Genomic DNA, 19,983 nt, shown 5'->3' with positions numbered 1-19,983 from the left:
CCGCCGAGCACGCGTTCGCGTGCGAGGCCCTCCGGCGACGCCGGAGGCGGCGCAATCCCGTGCCTCTTGCGCACCGCCCCGTTGACGCCCGCCGATCAACCTGCCAACAAGTCGTGACTTAAGACCTTTGAAACGGATCCTCGCATGAAGGTCATTATCTGCGGCGCAGGCCAGGTTGGTTGGCAAATTGCGCGCCATTTGTCTTCTGAAAACAACGACGTCACCGTCGTCGACAACAATCCCGACCTTGTGCGCCGGGCCACCGATACGTTGGACGTGCAAGGCCTGACCGGCTTTGCCTCCTATCCCGATGTGCTGGACCGGGCCGGGGCGCGGGATGCGGATATGGTGATTGCGGCGACGTTTTCCGACGAGGTCAACATGGTCACCTGTCAAGTGGCCCATTCGGTGTTTGGCGTGCCGCGCAAGATCGCGCGCCTGCGGGCGCGCAGCTATCTGGACGCGATCTATTCCGATCTGTATCGCCGCGACCACCTGCCAATCGACGTTGTGATCTCGCCCGAGAAAGAGGTCGCCGAGGCGGTTCTGAACCGTATCGCGTCGCCCACCACCTTCGACACCGAAAGCTTTCTGGGCGGTGATGCGAAGATGTTGGGCATCGCGCTGGATGACGATTGCCCGGTGCTCGACACGCCCTTGCGGCAATTGTCCGAGCTGTTTTCGACCCTGCGGGCCATCGTCGTCGGGATCCGGCGCGAGGGCACGTTGTTCTCGCCCGAGCCCGGCGATCAGATGTTTGCGGGCGATCAGATCTATGTCTTCACCCATGCCGCCGATGTGCCGCGCACGTTGGAAATTTTCGGCAAGACCGGTGCCGCGCCGGAACGCATCGTCATCATCGGCGGCGGCAATGTCGGGCTCGCGGTCGCGCGCAGCCTTGAAGCCAGCGAAACCCGCATCCGCAGCCGCGTGATCGAGGCCAACCGCGCCCGCGCCGAAGTTGCGGCCGATGCGTTGGAACGCACGATTGTCCTGCATGGCGACGGGTTGGATGTGGATCTGATGCGCGAGGCGGGTGTAGAGCGCGCCGATGTTGTTCTCAGCCTGACCGATGACGACAAGACCAACATGCTTGCCTCGGTCCGGGCCAAATCCTCGGGTGCGGGGATGGCGATCAGCCTGGTTAACGATCCGACGATGATCCCGCTCATGGACCCCCTTGGCATCGACGCCTATGTAAACCCCCGCGCCACCACCGTCAGTTCGATCCTGCGCCATATTCGCCATGGGCGCGTGCGCGGCGTCTATTCCATTGGCGATGCCGAGGCCGAGGTGATCGAGGCGCAGGTGCTGTCGACCTCACCGATTTGCGGAAAAACCATCCGCGAAATCGACTTCCCCGAAGGCGCCTTGGTCGGCGCGGTGCAGCGGTCGGGTAAGGTCTTCCGCCCCGCGGGCAGCACACGCATCGAGGAAGGCGACGCCGTCGCGATCTTTGCGTTGACGGCTGATGTTCCGGCGGTTGAGACGCTTCTGCAAGTCTCCATCGACTTTTTCTGACCGCGGATCCGGCGACATGGCCACCTATTTCCGCAACCTGCCATTCTACACCGTCCTTTTGGGGCTCAGCGGGCTGGCGATGTTGGTTCCCGCGCTGGTCGGTCTGGTCTTGGAAGAACACAGGACCGCGCGCGTGTTTCTCTACAGCGCGATGATGGTGCTGACCGCAGCGTTGTTGTTGGGATTTGCCAGCCAGGCGCCCCGGCGCCCGCCCTCGGAACGCAGCCATCTGGCCACGCTGTTCCTGGCCTATCTGTGGTTGCCCTTGGTCTTGTCGCTGCCCATGGACCAGGCGGTCGGCAATACCCGCTTCATCAACGTCTATTTCGATATGGTGTCCGCCCTGACCACGACCGGCGCCCCGATTTTCGATCCGGCGCGGTTGGATCCGGCCGTGCATCTTTGGCGCGGGATCGTGGGCTGGGTCGGGGGCCTGCTGATCTGGGTCACCGCTTTCGCTGTGCTCGCCCCGCTCAATCTGGGCGGTTACGAGGTCACGTCCGAGGCCAATATCAGCGGCCAGGTGGTCAATGCGGGCGGGATGATGCGGGCCGCAGGCGCCTCTGCCCGGCTGCGCAAACATGCGCTGCGCCTGGCGCCGATCTATGCGGGTCTGACAGCGGTGTTGGCCTTTCTGCTCAGCATGGCGGGCGAGGCGCCGCTGGTCGCCACGATCCATGCCATGTCGACCATGGCGACATCGGGCATTTCGCCGCTGTCCAACCTCGAGGCCCGCCCCGCTGGCGTAGTCGGTGAGGCGATGATCTTCGTCTTCTTCGTCTTCGCCCTGTCCCGGCGCACCTATGCCAGCGGGATCGGGCGCGAGTTGCGCCAACGTCTGACCAAGGACCGTGAGATCCGCCTGGCCCTGTTCGCAGGCATCGTGATCCCGACCCTTCTGTTCGCGCGCCATTGGATGGGCGCGCTTGAGGTGGACGAGCTGGCCAATTTCAACGCCGCGCTTCGGGCCCTCTGGGGCAGCGTCTTTACGGTGATTTCCTTTCTGACAACGACTGGATTTGTGAGCGATAGCTGGGGCGATGCCCGGGTCTGGTCCGGCCTATCGACGCCCGGTCTGATGCTGGTGGGGCTGGTGTTGATGGGCGGTGGCGTCGCGACAACCGCGGGCGGTGTGAAATTGCTGCGGGTCTATGCGCTCTACAAACATGGCGTGCGCGAGATGGGGAAACTGATCTATCCCAATTCTGTGGCGGGGGCAGGGCGGTTGGGGCGCCGCATTCGGCGGGAAGGCGCCTATATCGCCTGGGTGGTGTTCATGCTGATGGTGCTGTCGATTGCGGCGGTGATGGTCGCATTGGCGGCAACGGGGCTCGACTTCGAAACCGCTGTGATCCTGGCGATTGCCACCCTGACAACAACAGGACCGCTTGCCAGCGTTGCCGGAGAGGCTCCGATCTCGTATTTTACCTTGTCGGATGCGGCAAAGCTGATCTGTGCGGCCGCGATGATTGTGGGACGGATCGAAACCTTGGTCCTAATTGCCTTGTTCAATCCCGCCTTCTGGCGTGACTAGCGCACCACGTCTGCCCAAGACCTTGAACAGGGGGTGGAAATCCCGTTCGAAGCCCGACATAGTGGCGTCCGACTGGTAGAGCCGGGGTTAACTCGGACACGTAAAACACCAACAGGGCGCGACACAAATGGCCGACAATAAACAAAACTTGCAGGACGCATTCCTTAATCATGTCCGCAAGACAAAGGTACCCGTCACGATTTTTCTGATTAACGGCGTCAAATTACAGGGCGTCATCACGTGGTTTGATAATTTTTGCGTTCTGCTGCGCCGCGACGGGCAATCGCAACTTGTCTACAAACATGCCATTTCCACCGTGATGCCGGCACAGCCGATCAACCTGTATGACGGGGAAGAGTGACCGGCGACGGCCGCGACAATGCAGGCTATGAGACCGATCCGGCCGCGCGCCGGATGCGGGCGATTGTGCTGCATCCCGATATCCAGAGCGATCGCACCCGCCGGGGGCCCGACCACGCCCTGGCCGAGGCTGTGGCCTTGGCTGCGGCGCTCCCCGATCTAGAGATTGTCGGCTCTGACATCGTGCGCTTGCCGCGTGCGCAGCCCGGTCTTTTGTTCGGAACCGGAAAGATCGATGAGATCGGCGCCTGGATCGAAGCCGAGCATGTCGGTCTTGTCTTGATCGACGGCCCGGTCACGCCTGTTCAGCAGCGCAACCTGGAAAAGGAATGGGGTTGCAAGCTGCTGGATCGCACCGGTTTGATCCTTGAGATCTTCGCCGATCGCGCCGCCACTCGCGAAGGGGTGCTGCAGGTCGAATTGGCGGCGCTGTCGTATCAGCGCACGCGGCTGGTGCGGGCCTGGACCCACCTGGAACGCCAGCGTGGCGGGCTGGGCTTTGTGGGCGGCCCGGGTGAGACCCAGATCGAGGCTGACCGCCGCGCGATTGACGAGGCGGTCACACGGATCCGGCGACAATTGCAAAAGGTCGTCAAAACCCGCGCCTTGCACCGCTCCGCCCGGAAAAAAGTGCCTTATCCCGTGGTCGCTCTGGTGGGGTATACCAATGCCGGAAAATCCACACTCTTCAATCGGTTGACCGGGGCGGAGGTGATGGCGAAGGATATGTTGTTCGCCACGCTCGACCCCACGATGCGCCTGGTGACGCTGCCCGATAAAACCGATGTCATCCTGTCCGACACGGTGGGTTTCATCTCGGATCTGCCGACGCAATTGGTCGCCGCCTTCCGCGCGACCCTGGAGGAGGTGCTGGACGCCGATCTAATCCTGCATGTGCGCGATATCTCGCATCCCGAAACCGTGGAACAGGCCGAGGATGTGGGCGCGATCCTGCGCGATCTGGGCGTGGCAGAAACTGCGCCGCTGATCGAAGTGTGGAACAAATTGGACCAATTGCCCGAAGAGGCACGCGCCGCGCGGATGAATGAAGCTACGCGCCATGGGGATATCTTCACGACCTCCGCGCTGACAGGTGAGGGTCTGGATACGGTGCTGACCGCCGTGTCCGAAACCTTGTCGCCGCCCCGGCATAGCGAGGTTTTGCTTCTGCCGCACAGCGACGGGCGCCGACGGGCCTGGCTGTTCGAACAAGGGGTGGTCGAAGGCGAAACGCAGCAAGAAGATCACGCCCGTCTTGAGGTGCGCTGGACCGACCGCCAGGCCAAAGCATTTCGCGCGATGGCGGCATCCTAAGGTAAATCGCACGTCTAAAACCGATGACACATTATTTTGTTCAGGTTACGTTCTATTAACGTTCTTCCGCCATCACTCAGCGGTGCCTTGGGTAAAGGGTACGTTTTGGTGGAGAGACCCATATGTCTGAGATGGGCACAATTGCTGGATTGCTGGCCGAACCGGTCGGGACCGAGGATGTTATCTCAGACGCGTTACACGCCGTTCGCACGCATTTGGACATGGAATGCGCCTATCTTTGCGAATTTGCCGGGGACGAGTTGATCGTAAACTCAGTGGACAGTTTAGGCGTCGATGATCCCATTCGCGTCGGAGAGCGTTTGCCGCTGGCGGGCAGCTATTGCTGGCATGTGCGCGCCGGTCGGCTGCCGGAATTGATCCCCGACACGTTCGAATTGCCCCTGACGATGGGGTTGAAAACCACGCATCGCTTCAATGTGCGCAGCTTTGTGGGGGTTCCGATCCGCCGTGCCGACGGCACGATCTACGGCATGTTCAATTGCTATTCGCCACGTCCCAACCCCGATCTGACGACGCGTGATCTGAAGATGATGAAGTTGTTCGCGCAGATGATCGAAAACGAGGTGCGGCGCAAATTGACGGCCTCCGACAACGAAGCCGCGCTTGTCGAACAGATCAAGGTCATTCTCGAAGAGCGGCGCTTTGAAATCGTGTATCAGCCGATCCTGGATCTGCGCTGTGGCAAGATCGTCGGGCTTGAGGCGCTGTGCCGCTTTGATCCCAGACCCTACAGGCCGCCAAACCTTTGGTTTGATGATGCCGAATGGGTCGGGATGGGCTGTGACCTGGAATTGGTTGTGATGGAGGAATCCATCAAAGCCATGGCGGAGATGCCCGAAGGCTCGTATCTGTCCCTGAATGCCAGCCCGAAAACCATCGCCTCCGGCAAATTGCCGGATGTGCTGGCGGATATGCCGCCCGAGCGGGTTGTGATCGAAGTCACCGAACATGTGGCCGTTGCCGATTGGGCCGAGCTTGATCGCGCGCTCAGCACGTTGCGGTCCTTGGGGTATCGGATCGCCATTGACGATGCCGGGGCTGGATATGCCGGGCTGCAACATATGGTTCGGCTGCGGCCGGAAATCATTAAACTCGATCGGTCTTTGGTGAATGGCATTCACCAGGATCGCGCCCGACGCTCGCTTTGCGCAGCCATGGTGCATTATGCCCGCGAAACCAATGCAACCTTGGTCGCCGAAGGCATCGAATCCGCTGGAGAGGCCGCCGCGCTGGCCGATCTGGGCGTGCAATTGGGGCAGGGGTTCCATCTGGGCCGTCCGGCCAAGCTTGCAGAGGTGCTCGCCCCGCCACCCATGCTTCACGCCCTGACCTAGCGAAGATTCCGGCGTCAGCGCGTTGCCGCGCCGCGGCTTACTCCGCAGGTGTCAGGACCGTGATGCCAAGATTGCCCGCCCGGGCAAGCTCCGGATCCAGCGTCATAGGCACATATTCCCCGCGGCGCCACAATTCGCCCAGATCGTCGTAATGCCGCGACAGCGGATGGCCCGATTGCCCCGTCGCGATCACGAAGACCGAACTGTCGGGATCGGCGAAATCATAGACACCGCGATACCCCGCAGCATGGGTGTTCAGATAGGGCTCCGGCCCGGTGCCGGGCGCGGCCCCGCGGTTCAGGGTGAAATCACCCCCCGATGTGGCCTGGCGGATATTCACGATCCAGGAAAACAGCCGCGTCTCGCCCAGAACCGGGTGCTCGTGCAGCGCCTCATGGGCCGCCCCCCAGCGCCAGCTTTCCAGATCATTACCGTAGGTCTCGGTCAATTCCTGCAACGCGGCATCCAGGGCAAAGCGCGCCGCATCGGTGCAATTCTCCACCAGCGTTGAGGCGCGCAGATCGCACCAGACCGAGGCGCCATCGATATCGCGGAACACCCGTTCGATAAACACCGGTTCCACCTGCCAGAATTCGTCGGCCAACGGTCCGATATCGTCCCGGATCAGGCGCTGTTGCAGATGCCGCATCCACGACGCGAAGATCAGCGGCTCGGGCAGATGCTGGTTCATCTCACCGTTCCAATCGGCCAGCAACGACAAGGCGCGCTGCCGCCGCCGTTCCGGCGTGCCGGGGGCCGCGGGCTCCCCAGTGAACCACAGATCGCGCGCCACCAGGGGCAACAGATTGCGCGCCGCCGCCGACACCGTATCCAATTGCGCCTCGATAAAGCTGTCGCGCGTATGGACCTCGCGCGCCTCCATCAATCGGCTCAGGCGCGTGATCCGCTGCGTATCGCCCCAGTTGAAGCTGACATGCAGGGGAAAATCGCGATCCACCATCTTGTTGTTCGTATTGCCCAGAACGCCGCTTTCCGGGTCCAGAAAGGTGGGATTGGCGAAATATTGTGTGACGCCCTGCCACCGGTTTTCCGGGATCCAGCCACGGGATGGCATCCGGGCCTGGGTCTCGTGGTCAACTAGGCGCCAGGGCATATGGCCCAGCACCTGCATCGCGATCCGCCCATCGGCCCCGGCGAGCAGCAGGTTCGCCGAGGGGGCCACGTAATCCTCGCCGGCTTCCAGCGCCTCTTCGATCGTGCGGGCGCGCATCAGGCGCAGGCCGGTCTGGATCGTCGTGTTTTCGTCGCTAAGCGCGGTCCATCCCAGCGACATCACATGGCCGGGCGGCGTGACGCTGTCCAGATTCCAATGGGCGCCCGGAATGACAGGGCCGTTCTCGGTGGCGCGCAGGGTGATCGTCACCGGCGCTTCGTCGGCGATGCGAATGATCTCGCGACGGGTTTCAAACGTGGCCCAGCCGTCGGGGGTACGATATTGCTCGGGATTTTCGGGATTAATCTCTTCGATGAACAGGTCCATATCGTCGAGATAGGCCGAGGTCAGACCCCAGCTGAGCCGATCTGTGCGCCCGTTCAGGATAATGGGCGTGCCGGGGATGGTCGCCCCGATCACGCCGCCCGTCGCCAATTCCAGCCGTGCCAAATACCACAATGACGGTGCCGTCAGGGTGATATGCGGGTCCGAGGCCATCAGCGCGCCGCCCGCCGCGGATCGTTCGGGCGTTGCCGCCCAGATGTTCGACGCGCCTCCGCGGTTCACGCCCTGCCAATTCGGGTGCAGCGCGTCACGCGGACCCGAAGGGTGGCCCGCATCGGCGAACATCGTCTGATCCAGGCCGATCAAGCTGGCGTAATCGCCCAATTCGGCTGCGCCGGTGCCCGGTGCGTTTGGCATCAAATCCGCGATCCGGTCCGGCTCGGGCAGGGTCAGCGAGGCGCGTGCGCGCAGGATCTCAGCCTCATGATGGGTCGAGGCTTCCAGCGCCATCAGGGCCGAGATGGCCACGGAATCGTTGGGACGCCAGGGGGCGATCTGCGGCTCGAACAGGAACAGTTCCGGTGCGCCGCGGCCCAGCGCTTCGGTACCGACCAGCCGCATCCAGGCATTCACGCCATCGGCATAGGCCTGCATGATTGCGCGGCTGTCATCGGAATATGCATTTAGCGAGCGGCTGGCATGGCCGTCGATATCCAATCGACGCATCAGATCGTCGATTTCCAACGTGCGGCGCCCGAACACCTCGGACAAGCGGCCTTGGGCCGTGCGACGCAGCATCAACATCTGCCACAACCGGTCCTGGGCATGGGAAAAGCCCAAACCATAGTAGATGTCGTGATCGGTCAGGCCAAAGATATGTGGCACAGCCGCAGTGTTGCGGACGATCTCAACCGGAGCATCCAGGCCCGATACCGTCCAATCCGCGTCGTAATCGGGGATCGACCGGGACGCCATCCACCAGCCGAGGGTCACGACAAGCACAGCCATCACCACGCCCGCCGCCACCAGGCGCGTCAGCCATCGCAATAGTGTTCCCATTCTGCGCTGGACCCTCCGAAGCCTTGCCCGCTGCGAGTCGATCCGCAGCGTCTACCTTGCAGTCGCGCTTACGGCAATGGCCGCGAAGATCTGATCTAGCTCTGCCGCAGCGTCCAACAATGCCGTTTCGCCCGGCTCAGCATAGGGGGACAGCAACGCAGACGGCAAAATATAACTCAGACTTGCTGTACCATCGGCATTTTCCGTCACGTAGAGCCGGATCGGCGCATGGATCATCGCATGGGGCGAAAGGCGCAGGATCCGAACGGCAAAATCGTTGTTGAACGCGCCGATCACCATATTGCCGGGGATGGAAATGCCGCGATTTGCGGCGGCGCCGGTCGGTCCGGCACGGGTGACGACGGCAAGCCCGTTCTCTGACACGGCGCTGCGGGTGCGCGCGACGAGGGTGTCGAAATCATGCTCCGTGGGGTGAACGGCCCATCCATCGCGCGGGGTCAGATCCCGCACCTCCTGCGCCGTTGCGGGCAGGGCGAGGCATAGCAGCACGCAAATCAGCCGAAGCATGGCATCTCCTTTCAGTTTTGATCGGAAATGCCATGGGGCGGCGGTCCGGTGCCAGTCACGCTTGCGCGATCAGGGGATGATGCGGGTGTAGCGGGTGCCGTCCAGCGTGGCACCGACAATCAAGCCCGCTTGCCCATAGACCACGGCCACGACCGGCTCAGAGATCGAGGCGGTGTCAAAGCCCAGCGTGGCCGCGTCGGTGTTCAGCGCATAGCGTACATCGGCGCCGACCGACCAACCGACGGAGTTGCGGAATTGGCTGAGCGCCTCGGGCGTCATGAAGAACAGCGTATGGGCGTATTGCTGTGCGCCGATCTGCAACCCGAAGCTGCCGGACAGCGCGGAGTAGTAATCAACCGTCGCGCCATTGATCAAAAGCGCGCCCCGCCCATAGGCACCACCGAAGCCAAAACCCGCCTCGGTCACCAATGGCATCACCAGCATCCCGGCGGCATTGTTCACCAATTCGCGGGTGCCCGGCACCTCCTGCTGCATGAAGCTGACGGCTCCTTGCACGCGGGCGTCGATGCGCGAGGCATTGCCGCTGCCCAACGGGTTGCCACACGCCGCCAAAAGCGGCAGCGCACCTGCGCCAAGCATAAGGGTGCGCCGCGAAAGGGGTGCGTCGGAACGACGATCTGTCATGTGAATACTGCCTTGCCTGTGTTTTTTTGGTCGCCGGGGCATCCATTGCACCCCGATCATCGTCGGCGACGATACGCCGATTTTGCCTTTGTGTCATCTGCAAAGACACAAGGTTTGCGGGTTTTTGCCGATTTTGCCGCTAGCGATAGTGGTCAGCCGATCAGCGCCCGGGCCACGCGGGGGGCGAAATACGTCAACACCCCGTCGCATCCCGCCCGGCGGAAGGCCATCAGGCTTTCCAGCATCACCTTGTCGCCGTCGATCCAGCCATTCGCGGCGGCGGCCTCGATCATCGCGTATTCGCCGCTGACCTGATAGGCGAAGGTCGGTGCGCCGAAGCGGTCTTTGACCTGGCGCGCGATGTCCAGATAGGGCTGGCCGGGTTTGACCATGACCATATCGGCCCCCTCGCGCAGGTCGCGTTCCACGCAGCGCAGGGCTTCGCGTCCATTCAGCGGATCGATCTGATAGGTTTTCTTGTCGCCTTTCAACGCCCCCGAGGCACCGACCGCATCCCGGAACGGGCCGTAATAGGCGCTGGCGAACTTTGCGGCATAGGACATGATCGTCACATTCACATGGCCTTCGGATTCCAACGCGGCGCGGATCGCGCCGATGCGCCCGTCCATCATGTCGGACGGCCCCAGGATGTCGGCGCCCGCCGCCGCCTGGGCCAGCCCCATTTTCACCAGCGCCTCGACACTTTCGTCATTCACGATGACCCCGTCGCGCACGATCCCGTCATGGCCGTTGATGTTATAGGGGTCGAGCGCGATATCGGTCATGATCGCGATCTCGACACCGGCATCGCGGATTGCGGCAATGGCACGGTTCGACAGGTTGTCGGGGTTCCAGGCCTCTTCACACAGCTCGGTCTTTTTCGACGGATCGGTATAGGGAAAGAGGCAGATCGCCGGGATGCCCAGATCCGCGGCCTCTTGCGCGGCGCCGACGATCAGATCGACCGACAAACGCTCGACCCCCGGCATCGAGGCAATCGCCTGACGTTCCTGCATCCCGTCGCAGACGAAGACCGGCCAGATCAGATCATGGACGCTGAGCGTGCTTTCGAGAACCAGGTTGCGCAATGGTGCGGCGGACCGGGTGCGGCGAAATCGGCTGAGCGGGTAGGGGGCTTGATTGACACTCATTTTGTAAGTCTTTCGATCGTCAACGCATGTTGACAGAGGTGCCACGGCCACGCCGCCCGTGCAAGCGTGTCGCAAGGGGCTGGCATCCCGCGGGACCGCCGCCTATTGTGCGCGCCGAACGACCTTCCCGCCGGTGGCTGCGCCTTGGATTTCCTCGACCTCGTAACAGAAGTGATTGACCTTAGGTCATTTTCGAACCTTTGGTATTGGATCGTGTTGGCGATCCTGTGGTCCTCGATGTCCCATTGGACGATCGGCGTGCCGTACCATCTGGTGACGAAGGCGCGGCGCGGACATGCGGCCAGCCAGACCGACATGATGATCCTGACGCGGATGAATGCGGCCCGGATGCTGGAATTTGCGGAAACCTCTGGCACGGTGGCGACGGGCTTTGCGACCTTCCTGCTCAGCGGTTTGGCGATCATCGGCTGGGCCTATGGCGTGGAGTTCTGCCAGGCGATCTTCCTGCTGCTCTGCCCGGCCATGCTGGTACTGGCGCTTGGGGTCTGGACCTCATCACGCCTGCGCGCCGATGACTTTCAGAACGTGCCGCAGATGCTGCGTCAGCACCGGACAATCGTTCAGTTGCTGGGGGTCGTCTTCATTTTCGTCACCGCGTTTTGGGGTATGTGGCAGAATGTGAATGTCGGTCCGCTGGGATAGCGGGACCGCGCGCCTTGACATGGCGCGTCCGCGGGGTAGGTGAGGCGTCCGATGTCTGATCCAAACCACATCCTCTGCGGTGGCGCGCCCGAAGGGTTCGATGCCACGCTTGTCCTTCGCGAGGCCGCGAAGGGGCCGGTTGTGCATGTGGCCCGCGACGACAAGCGGCTGCGGGCCATGGCCACCGCGTTGGCGTTTTTCGATCCGTCGGTGCCGGTGCTGGAATTCCCCGGTTGGGATTGCCTGCCCTATGACCGCGTGTCGCCCCAGGCCGAGATTTCGGCGGCGCGGATGGCAACGCTGGCGGCTCTCGCTGGCGGGCTGTCGGGGTCGTTCATCCTGCTGACGACGCTGAATGCCGCCACGCAATATGTACCGCCGCGCGATCTGCTCGCCTCCTCGGCCTTTGCGGCCAAGGTCGGTGGCCGGATTGATGAGGGCGCCTTGCGCGCCTTCCTGGTGCGCATGGGTTATGTGCAGGCGCCCACGGTCACGGAGCCCGGCGATTATGCCGTGCGCGGGGGTATCATTGATGTTTGGCCTCCGGGCGAGGCCGCGCCGGTGCGGTTGGATCTGTTTGGCGACACGCTGGATGGCGCGCGCCGTTTCGATGCCGCGACCCAGCGCACCTCAGAGACGCTGGACCGGGTCGAACTTGCGCCGGTCTCAGAGGTGATCTTGGATGAGCCCGCCATCGCACGGTTTCGGCAAAACTACCGGGTCGAATTCGGCGCCGGCGGCTCCGAAGATCCGCTTTATGAAGCGGTCAGCGCGGGGCGCAAGGCGCAGGGAATGGAGCATTGGCTGCCATTCTTCCATGAGCGGCTGGAGACCCTGTTCGATTATCTGCCCGGCGCCGCCCTGACGCTAGACGATCAATCCACTCCGCAGCGCCTGTCGCGCTGGGAGAGTATCACCGACCAATACGACACGCGGAAGACGGCACTGACCCAGAAAGGCCGCCTCGATACCGTCTACAAACCCGCGCCGCCGGACTTGCTCTATCTGGATGATGCGGCCTGGGCGAAGGCTATTTCGGGCAAACGTGTGCTGCAATTCTCGGTCCATTCTGCCGCTTCAGGGCCCGGCGTAATCGACGCGGGCGGACGTATGGGGCGGTCCTTCGCGCCGGAACGGCAACAGGAAAACCTGAGCCTTTTCGGGGCGTTGGCGGCCCATGTTCAAGCAAAACGCGCCGAAAGCGCCGTTGTCATCGCCTCCTGGTCCGATGGGGCGCGGGAACGGCTGGAGGGCCTGCTGGCCGATGAGGGCATCACCGATACCCGCCGGATCAAGGACGCCGCCGATATGGGCGGCCTTCCGGTGGCATCCGGCACGGATCTGCCGGTGCATCTGGCGGTCTGGCCATTGGAGGAAGGCTTCACCGGCGCCGGGCTGACCGTGATCTCGGAACAGGATGTGCTGGGCGACCGGCTGATCCGGCCCAAACGCAAGGTCAAGCGCGCGGAGAATTACTTGACCGAGGCGCAATCGCTCAGCCCAGGCGATCTGATCGTCCATGTCGATCACGGCGTCGGGCGCTACAAGGGGCTTGAGACCGTCACCGCCGCGGGCGCGCCGCACGAATGTATCGCGTTGGAATATGCGGGCGGCGACCGGCTGTTTCTGCCCGTCGAAAACATCGAATTGCTCAGCCGGTACGGCCATGACGAAGGGCTGCTCGACAAGCTCGGTGGCGGTGCCTGGCAGGCCAAGAAGGCGCGGCTCAAGGAACGTATCCGGCAGATCGCCGACAAGCTCATTCGCATCGCCGCCGAGCGGGAATTGCGCAAGGCGCCAATCTTCGAGCCGCCCGGCGATATGTGGGAGGCGTTTTGCGCCCGCTTCCCCTATGAGGAAACCGACGATCAGCTATCGGCCATCGCCGACGTCCTCGAAGATCTGACCCTGGGCCGCCCGATGGATCGTCTGGTGGTCGGTGATGTCGGCTTTGGCAAGACCGAGGTGGCCATGCGCGCCGCTTTCGTGGCCGCAGCGTCGGGCATGCAGGTGGCCGTGATCGCGCCGACCACGCTACTGGCCCGCCAACACGCGGCAACGTTCAAGGAACGCTTCCGTGGTTTCCCGGTCACCGTGCGCCAGCTTAGCCGCTTCGTGTCCGCCAAAGACGCCGCCGACACGCGCAAAGGGCTGGCCGACGGCTCGGTCGACATCGTGATCGGCACCCATGCGGTGCTCGCCAAACAGGTGCGGATCAAGGATCTGGGCCTGATGATCATCGATGAGGAACAGCGCTTTGGCGTGACCCATAAGGAACGCCTGAAGGAACTGCGTAGCGATGTCCATGTCCTGACGCTCAGCGCCACGCCGATCCCGCGCACATTGCAAATGTCACTTTCCGGTGTCCGCGATCTCAGCATGATCGGCACGCCGCCTGTCGACCGGCTTGCCATCCGCACCTATGTGTCGGAATTCGACGCCGTCACGATCCGCGAGGCGCTGCTGCGCGAGCATTATCGCGGCGGGCAGACCTTCTACGTCGTGCCGCGCATTCAGGACCTGCCCGAGATCGAAGAATTCCTGCGCGATCACGTGCCCGAGGTCAGCTTTGTCACCGCCCATGGCCAGATGGCCGCAGGCGAGCTCGATGACCGGATGGTGGCGTTCTATGACGGCAAATACGACGTGCTTCTGGCCACGACCATCGTGGAATCCGGCATCGATATCCCGACGGCCAACACGATGGTCATCCACCGCGCCGATATGTTCGGCCTGGCGCAGCTGTATCAGATCCGGGGGCGTGTCGGGCGATCGAAGACCCGTGCCTATGCCTACCTGACCACAAAACCACGCGGAAAACTGACCCCATCCGCCGAAAAACGTCTGCGCGTTCTGGGCAGCCTCGACAGCCTCGGCGCCGGGTTCACCATTGCCAGCCAAGACCTCGATATTCGCGGCGCAGGCAACATCGTCGGCGAGGAACAATCGGGCCATGTCAAAGAGGTCGGCTTTGAGCTTTACCAATCCATGCTGGAAGAGGCGATTGCCAAGATCCGCTCGGGCGAGGCCGAGGGGCTGCCGGGTGACGATGGCCAATGGTCGCCGCAGATAAATTTGGGCGTGCCGGTCCTGATCCCCGACGCCTATGTGCCGGATTTGGACGTGCGCCTGGGCCTCTATCGCCGCCTCAGCCAGCTGGAATCCAAAGTGGATCTGGAAGGCTTCGCGGCGGAGCTGATCGACCGATTCGGGACGCTGCCGAAAGAAGTCAACACGCTGCTTCTGGTGGTGCGGATCAAGACGATGTGCAAACGCGCCCATATCGCCAAGCTCGATGCCGGGCCGAAAGGCGCGACGATCCAGTTTCACAACGATAAATTCCCCAATCCCGGCGGTCTGGTCGCTTTCGTTCAGGCGCAAGACGGTCTGGCAAAGGTCAAGGACAACAAGATTGTCGTGCGCCGCGATTGGAAACGGGATGCCGACAAGATCAAAGGCGCCTTCGCGATTGCTCGCGATCTGGCGATGCACGCGCGGAGCACCGCCGAGACGGCCTGATCTTCGACAAGATGCGGGCCATTGCCCGGCTTCTATGATACCCGCCCCCTCACGCTTCAATCGACACGGGGTTCCGACATGTATCGTTACATGATCGTTTTTTGCTGCCTGCCCGCCTTTGCCTCGGCGGAAGGCACACAATTTTCTTGGACATTGACTGACGCTGCGGGCGCGGTTCTTGCGGATGTGTCCCAGGCCAATGAAGAGGTGCGCGTGAATTGGGTCGACGGCGATGGCTGGTCGATCCGCGGCGGCGACAATCATCTGTCGCTGACCTTCCAGCTTGAATCCGAATTGGGCCAGACCAATGTGGTGAATCCTCACAACACCTATGTGCGCTTTGCCGCGCCCGAGACGGGCTTTGACGGGGTCGTGAAATGCACCATTGCGGCAGAGGATGCCGTCGCGATGGTGGATCGCACGCGCCTGGACGACCATGTCGCGGCCAACTTCGAGTTGGAATTGGTCACCTGCACCGACAGCGCCCAGGACACGCCAATCGAGGTGCCAAACCTGCCCTATACGCTGCAGGGAAGTGTGGACTTTATGCTCCGGTAGCGTTGAAAACCGCGCGGGTGGATTGAGCTTTGCCGTCGTTCTCCGGTAGGAAATTGCAACGCTGCTATTTCGCGGCTCAGCACAGGCCCCGATCCCGATGAGAGAGCATCGCGCAAGACCCCGCGCATTACCGCCCCGGCAGATCCCGCGCTGGGGCTGGTATGCGTTTTTGTTCTTTTCAGCCCTGTCGGCGATCTCAGCCTTCAAATTTGTCCCGGCGGGCCTGATCCACGGCTTTTTCCCGGCGCTGGACCAGGGCCTGGCCGCCGCCTGGTGGAGCTTTGTGGTCGAAGGCATCCAGCGGGGCGCCGATCACGTCGCCTATCACATCGCCAATTACGGCACGACGCTTGCGGTGCATATGATTTTCGGCGGGCTGGCGGTGATCCTGGTGCCGCTGCAGGTCAGCCGCATGTGGCGCCGCGGGGATCGTCGAAAGCACGTCTATCTGGGCTGGGCGCTGGTGCCGATCGTCACGATCTCGGCCCTGACCACGCCGCCGATCTCGTTTAACATGAATTACCCTCTTTGGTCCGAGATCGGTTTTGCCCTTGGCTCCATCGCCTGGTTCGGCGCCCTGGTCATGGGGATCTGGTATGTCCTGCGCAAGGAGTACGAGCGGCACCGGCGCTGGATGGTGATGATGGCGGCGCTCAGCTTCGGCGCCGTGTCCTTCCGCCTGCAATTGCCGATCCTGCGGATCTTTTGGGACCTTGAGGTGGTCTTTCCCTATCTTGGCTGGACCTGCTGGGTGCCCAACGTGTTGGTGGTGGCGATCTGGTGGTGGCGGCTTGACCGGCGCGCGATCCAGGCGCATCCGGCCGAATAATCACACCTGTTCGCGCGGCATCTGCCGCATGATCACCCAGCCAATCGCCATCAGCACCGCGCTGGCCATGGCCAGCGGCAGGGCCGTGCCATTGTAAAGCTGCCCAATCAACGCGCCCAGAAGCGCGCCCGATACGGTGGCCAGCCCGCCCATCAGCGAGGCGGCCAAGCCCGCGATATGGCCCAACGGCTCCAGCGCCAGGGCGTTCAGATTGCCGATGGTAAAGCCCATTGTCATGAAGGCCGAGGCGCACCACAGGAAATAGGCCCAGAATTCGACCTGCAATGGCAAACCAAGGCTCAGGATCACCAGCATTGTGCTGGCGCAGGCGGCTTGGACCAGCATCGCGCTGCGGATCAGCGGGCGCATGCCCAGCTTGACCACCAAGCGCCCATTGATCGGCGCCGCCGGGGCGGACAGCACGGCGATGGCGGCGAAATACCAATGGAAATGCGTGCCGCGATCATAGGTCAGATCGAAGATCTGCTGGATCGAGGACAGGATCCCGAACAGCATCCCGAAAATCAGCATCTGCACCAGGATCGACAATTGCATCTGCCGCAAGGACAGCGCCTCGCGCGCTCCCTCCCACAATTCGGCCGCGACCAGCTTGCGGCGCTTCGCGCGCGGCAATGTCTCGGCCTGGCGCAGCATCAGCCAGCCGACCGAGATGATCGAGAACAGCACAAAGCTCAGGAAGATCGCGCGCCAGCCAAAGCCCCAGATGATCGCCGCCCCGATCAGCGGTGCGACGGCGGGGAACAGTGTGAAGATCAGCATCGCAAAGGACACGATGCGCGCCATCTGGCGTCCGGTATAAAGGTCACGGATCATCGCCATCGACACGACCCGTGGACCCGCGGCGCCGATCCCCTGCAAGACCCGCGCGAACAACACCAGTTCCAGGGTCGGCGCCGCCCAGGCCAAGGCCGCCCCCGTGATATAAAGCGCCGCACCGCCCAGGATCACCGGCTTGCGCCCGAACACATCCGACAGCGGGCCGGTGAAGAACGTGCCCACGCCCATGCCGATGACAAAGCTGGTCAAAACCAGCTGCGCCAAGGTGACCGCATCGGGCGTCAATTCCGCTGCGATCGAGGGCAGGGCGGGCAACATCGCGTCGATGGCAAAGGCAATCGTGGCGAACATCATGCCCATCAGCGCGATGAACTCAGCTGTCGACAGACGCGGGGTGACAATTTGGGGGGCTGACGCGCTGTCACTCATGACGTGGCCCGTGCGGATCGCGTTGGATTATGAGTTTTTTTGCCAAGATGAAGGGGCAAGCGCGCTCTGTTGACGGCGCGATCACGCCTCGGCCTCTTTGGCTTGAGCGATTTGCTCTGACAACTCGTCGATCACGTTCAGCCACATCTCGGGCGGCTGGGCACCGGGGACGGCGTGCTGGCTGGCCACGATGAAGGTCGGGACGGAGTTGACGCCGCGCGAACGGGCATGGGCGTCGCGGGCGCGGATATCTTCGGCGTCGGACTCGCCGTCGTAAAGGCGGGCAATCATCTCGCGATCCATGCCGAGATCCGCCGCGATATCGGTCAGTACGCCGGTATCGCCGATATCGCGCCCCTCGATGAAATAGGCCCGGAACAGGGCCAATTTTGCGGGCGTCTGGCGCCCCTCGATCCCCGCCCAGTGGATCAGCCGGTGGGCGTTGAGTGTATTGGGCGTGCGGGTGATGCCTTCGAGGTTCAGGTTCAGCCCCGCCGCCTCGGCATGTTCAGCAACCGGCGCATAGGCGCGTATGGCATTCTCGCGCCCGCCGAATTTCGTCTCCAGATAGCTGCGCCGCTCCATACCCTCGGGCGGCATATCGGGATTTAATTGAAACGGGTGCCATTCGATGGTGAAGGGGTGATCGGGCCGCTGTTCCAGCGCGCGCGCCAGGTTGGTCCAGCCGATATAGCACCAGGGGCAGATCGGGTCGGACAGGATATCAAGCTTGATCATGGCGGGTCCTTCAGGGCTTCGGCCACAACATGCGCCAAGGCGCGGCGATCCAGCTTGCCGTTGCCTGCACGGGGCAGGGCGGCCAAGCGGATGTAAGCCCTTGGGCGTTTGTGGTCGGCCAGACGATTGGTGATGTGGCGTGTCAGGGCATCCTCGTCTGCCGCGCCGGAATAGGCAAGGGCCAGAATACTGGTCTCGGGTGTGGGGTGCAGGGTGAGCGCCGCGCATTCCGATAGGTCGGGCGCGCCGTCGAAGGCGGCCTCGATTTCCAGTGGGGCGATGCGGTAGCCACCCGCCGTCAGCAAGGCGTCGCGTCGGCCCAGATAGCGATAGGCGCCATCGGCCCCGCGGATCACCCGGTCACCGGTCAGGAACAGATCGCCCGTCAGGGGCAAATCGGGCGCCGCGCCCGCGCCATCTATGTAGCCCAGCATCAGGCCCGGATCGCTGCGATGCACAGCCAAAGTGCCCTCGGTACCATCGGGAAGCGGCGCGCCCTGGTCATCGACCACAGCCAGGCGGCGGCCTTGTTGGGCATAGCCGATATGGCCCTCCGGCGCCGGGCGCTGCGGCGATCCGGACAGAAAGGTGGAGCATTCCGACATACCAAGCGCCTCGTGAATATCCGTCCCGGTCGCGGCCCGCCACGCCGCGCGGATCGAGACGGGCAGCGCCTCCCCCGCGCTGAGCCCGTGGCGCAGTTTGGGCAGGGGCGGCGGGCAATGGCGCAGCTCGGGTTGCGGTGGCAGACCCTGGCGCAGCAGGCGCCGGAAGATCCCGGGCGCGCCCGCCAAGATCGTCGCGTCATGGCGCTTGGCCAGCAAACCCAGTGTGGCGGGATCGGTGCCCGCCGCAGGCACCAGCGCCGTGGCCCCTGCCGCCCAGGGATCAAGCAAGCCTGTGCCGAGCGTATAGGTCCAGTTGAACGCCCCGGCATGGAGCAGCCGATCCTCTGTGCGCAGCCCGTACCAGCCCTCCCACATCATCCGCCGCGCCCAGACCGCACGATGGGCATGGGCGACGGGCTTTGGCCGCCCGGACGACCCGGACGTGAAAACGATATAGGCCAGATCGTCTGGCCCCGTGTCATGGCAGGCAATGGCTGTGCCGCGCAATACGTCCGGCGTCAGAACCGGTGCGGAAATGTCGGGAAGGGCGATGTCGGGCCCCGCCAGGATCGCGGCGGGCGGCAAGGCGGCGCACAGTGCCGTCACCTCGGGCCGGGTGAGCGCGGCAGAGGTCGGAATGGGCACGATCCCGGCCCAGATCGCACCCAGATAGGCCAGCGGAAAATGCGCGTCATTGCCCAGCCGCAACATTAGATAGTCACCGGGCCGCAACCCGGCCGCGCGCAGCCCCCCTGCGGCGGCCTCGACGGCTTGGGGCAGGCGCGCATAGGACCAGCGCTCGGACCGGGCCGGACCCAGGATCGCCAGCGCGATCTTGTCGGGCGTGGCGCGGCCCGCCTCCAAGACGTAGCGCGCAAGGTTGAAGGGGGCGGTGGGCGTCATGGGCTTGCCCTA

General features: G+C 63.2%; 16 protein-coding genes. 9 read left to right on the top strand and 7 right to left on the bottom strand.

Going from position 1 to position 19,983, the window contains the following annotated elements:
• Positions 1–144: 144 nt before the first annotated feature.
• From trkA to V8J82_RS16520, 5 genes are all read left to right on the top strand, one after another.
• The gene (gene trkA / locus V8J82_RS16540; protein WP_339976727.1) at positions 145–1,521 is read left to right on the top strand and encodes a Trk system potassium transporter TrkA; all 1,377 of its coding nucleotides are present in this window, start codon (positions 145–147) and stop codon (positions 1,519–1,521) included.
• Between the two features lie 16 nt (positions 1,522–1,537).
• On the top strand, positions 1,538–3,055 hold the full coding sequence (locus V8J82_RS16535) for a TrkH family potassium uptake protein (RefSeq protein ID WP_339976725.1): 1,518 nt from the start codon (positions 1,538–1,540) through the stop codon (positions 3,053–3,055).
• Between the two features lie 127 nt (positions 3,056–3,182).
• Positions 3,183–3,416, top strand: coding sequence for an RNA chaperone Hfq (gene hfq / locus V8J82_RS16530; protein WP_339976723.1), 234 nt, complete (start codon positions 3,183–3,185; stop codon positions 3,414–3,416).
• A gap of 53 nt (positions 3,417–3,469) precedes the next feature.
• A complete protein-coding gene (hflX, locus tag V8J82_RS16525; protein ID WP_339977342.1) occupies positions 3,470–4,729 on the top strand; it encodes a GTPase HflX in 1,260 nt (419 codons plus the stop codon).
• Positions 4,730–4,851: 122 nt separating this feature from the next.
• Positions 4,852–6,084, top strand: a complete 1,233-nt coding sequence (locus tag V8J82_RS16520) for a sensor domain-containing phosphodiesterase (protein WP_339976721.1) — start codon at positions 4,852–4,854, stop codon at positions 6,082–6,084.
• Between the two features lie 37 nt (positions 6,085–6,121).
• On the opposite strand, the gene V8J82_RS16515 is transcribed toward V8J82_RS16520, so the two are convergent.
• The 4 genes from V8J82_RS16515 to hemB form a co-directional block, all read right to left on the bottom strand.
• Positions 6,122–8,602 carry a penicillin acylase family protein gene (locus V8J82_RS16515; RefSeq protein ID WP_339976719.1) on the bottom strand — a complete coding sequence of 827 codons (2,481 nt, stop codon included), beginning with the start codon at positions 8,600–8,602 and terminating at the stop codon, positions 6,122–6,124.
• Positions 8,603–8,653: 51 nt separating this feature from the next.
• Complete coding sequence (locus V8J82_RS16510; RefSeq protein ID WP_339976717.1) at positions 8,654–9,130, bottom strand: DUF302 domain-containing protein; 477 nt, start codon at positions 9,128–9,130, stop codon at positions 8,654–8,656.
• Positions 9,131–9,199: 69 nt separating this feature from the next.
• Positions 9,200–9,775, bottom strand: coding sequence for a lipid-binding SYLF domain-containing protein (locus tag V8J82_RS16505; protein ID WP_339976715.1), 576 nt, complete (start codon positions 9,773–9,775; stop codon positions 9,200–9,202).
• 152 nt (positions 9,776–9,927) lie between these two features.
• Positions 9,928–10,926, bottom strand: coding sequence for a porphobilinogen synthase (gene hemB, locus V8J82_RS16500; RefSeq protein WP_339976713.1), 999 nt, complete (start codon positions 10,924–10,926; stop codon positions 9,928–9,930).
• 66 nt (positions 10,927–10,992) lie between these two features.
• Here hemB and V8J82_RS16495 point away from each other — a divergent pair, with 66 nt between their 5' ends.
• The 4 genes from V8J82_RS16495 (at position 10,993) to V8J82_RS16480 (ending at position 16,495) form a co-directional block, all read left to right on the top strand.
• Positions 10,993–11,589, top strand: coding sequence for a component of SufBCD complex (locus V8J82_RS16495; RefSeq protein ID WP_339976711.1), 597 nt, complete (start codon positions 10,993–10,995; stop codon positions 11,587–11,589).
• Between the two features lie 51 nt (positions 11,590–11,640).
• Positions 11,641–15,108: a transcription-repair coupling factor gene (gene mfd, locus V8J82_RS16490; protein WP_339976709.1), complete on the top strand. Its 3,468-nt coding sequence runs from the start codon at positions 11,641–11,643 to the stop codon at positions 15,106–15,108.
• Between the two features lie 153 nt (positions 15,109–15,261).
• Positions 15,262–15,666 (top strand): hypothetical protein, encoded by a 405-nt coding sequence (locus V8J82_RS16485; protein ID WP_339976707.1) that lies wholly within the window; start codon positions 15,262–15,264, stop codon positions 15,664–15,666.
• Positions 15,667–15,763: 97 nt separating this feature from the next.
• A complete protein-coding gene (locus V8J82_RS16480) occupies positions 15,764–16,495 on the top strand; it encodes a DUF2306 domain-containing protein (RefSeq protein ID WP_339976705.1) in 732 nt (243 codons plus the stop codon).
• Here the strand turns inward: V8J82_RS16480 and V8J82_RS16475 are convergent, their stop codons facing one another.
• The 3 genes from V8J82_RS16475 to V8J82_RS16465 all read right to left on the bottom strand — a co-directional run bounded on the left by V8J82_RS16475 (position 16,496) and on the right by V8J82_RS16465 (position 19,971).
• On the bottom strand, positions 16,496–17,722 hold the full coding sequence (locus V8J82_RS16475; RefSeq protein ID WP_339976703.1) for a multidrug effflux MFS transporter: 1,227 nt from the start codon (positions 17,720–17,722) through the stop codon (positions 16,496–16,498).
• Between the two features lie 81 nt (positions 17,723–17,803).
• Positions 17,804–18,460, bottom strand: coding sequence for a DsbA family oxidoreductase (locus V8J82_RS16470; protein ID WP_339976701.1), 657 nt, complete (start codon positions 18,458–18,460; stop codon positions 17,804–17,806).
• A complete protein-coding gene (locus V8J82_RS16465) occupies positions 18,457–19,971 on the bottom strand; it encodes a class I adenylate-forming enzyme family protein (RefSeq protein WP_339976699.1) in 1,515 nt (504 codons plus the stop codon). Before V8J82_RS16465 ends, V8J82_RS16470 begins: the two co-directional genes overlap by 4 nt.
• Positions 19,972–19,983 lie beyond the last annotated feature (12 nt).

The sequence above is a fragment of the Gymnodinialimonas mytili genome (assembly GCF_037544085.1).
Taxonomy (GTDB): Bacteria; Pseudomonadota; Alphaproteobacteria; order Rhodobacterales; family Rhodobacteraceae; genus Gymnodinialimonas; species Gymnodinialimonas mytili.
Note: the sequence above shows the minus strand (reverse complement) of the source record. Positions and strands in the feature narration are given on the sequence as shown.

Bases quoted from the DNA above. Each gene is read 5' to 3' on its own strand.
- V8J82_RS16470 (WP_339976701.1), bottom strand. From the start codon at position 18,460: ATGATCAAGCTTGATATCCTGTCCGACCCGATCTGCCCCTGGTGCTAT.
- hemB (WP_339976713.1), bottom strand. From the start codon at position 10,926: ATGAGTGTCAATCAAGCCCCCTACCCGCTCAGCCGATTTCGCCGCACC.
- V8J82_RS16475 (WP_339976703.1), bottom strand. From the start codon at position 17,722: ATGAGTGACAGCGCGTCAGCCCCCCAAATTGTCACCCCGCGTCTGTCG.
- trkA (WP_339976727.1), top strand. From the start codon at position 145: ATGAAGGTCATTATCTGCGGCGCAGGCCAGGTTGGTTGGCAAATTGCG.
- V8J82_RS16465 (WP_339976699.1), bottom strand. From the start codon at position 19,971: ATGACGCCCACCGCCCCCTTCAACCTTGCGCGCTACGTCTTGGAGGCG.
- V8J82_RS16505 (WP_339976715.1), bottom strand. From the start codon at position 9,775: ATGACAGATCGTCGTTCCGACGCACCCCTTTCGCGGCGCACCCTTATG.
- V8J82_RS16535 (WP_339976725.1), top strand. From the start codon at position 1,538: ATGGCCACCTATTTCCGCAACCTGCCATTCTACACCGTCCTTTTGGGG.
- V8J82_RS16510 (WP_339976717.1), bottom strand. From the start codon at position 9,130: ATGCTTCGGCTGATTTGCGTGCTGCTATGCCTCGCCCTGCCCGCAACG.
- V8J82_RS16515 (WP_339976719.1), bottom strand. From the start codon at position 8,602: ATGGGAACACTATTGCGATGGCTGACGCGCCTGGTGGCGGCGGGCGTG.
- mfd (WP_339976709.1), top strand. From the start codon at position 11,641: ATGTCTGATCCAAACCACATCCTCTGCGGTGGCGCGCCCGAAGGGTTC.
- V8J82_RS16520 (WP_339976721.1), top strand. From the start codon at position 4,852: ATGTCTGAGATGGGCACAATTGCTGGATTGCTGGCCGAACCGGTCGGG.
- hflX (WP_339977342.1), top strand. From the start codon at position 3,470: ATGCGGGCGATTGTGCTGCATCCCGATATCCAGAGCGATCGCACCCGC.
- hfq (WP_339976723.1), top strand. From the start codon at position 3,183: ATGGCCGACAATAAACAAAACTTGCAGGACGCATTCCTTAATCATGTC.
- V8J82_RS16480 (WP_339976705.1), top strand. From the start codon at position 15,764: ATGAGAGAGCATCGCGCAAGACCCCGCGCATTACCGCCCCGGCAGATC.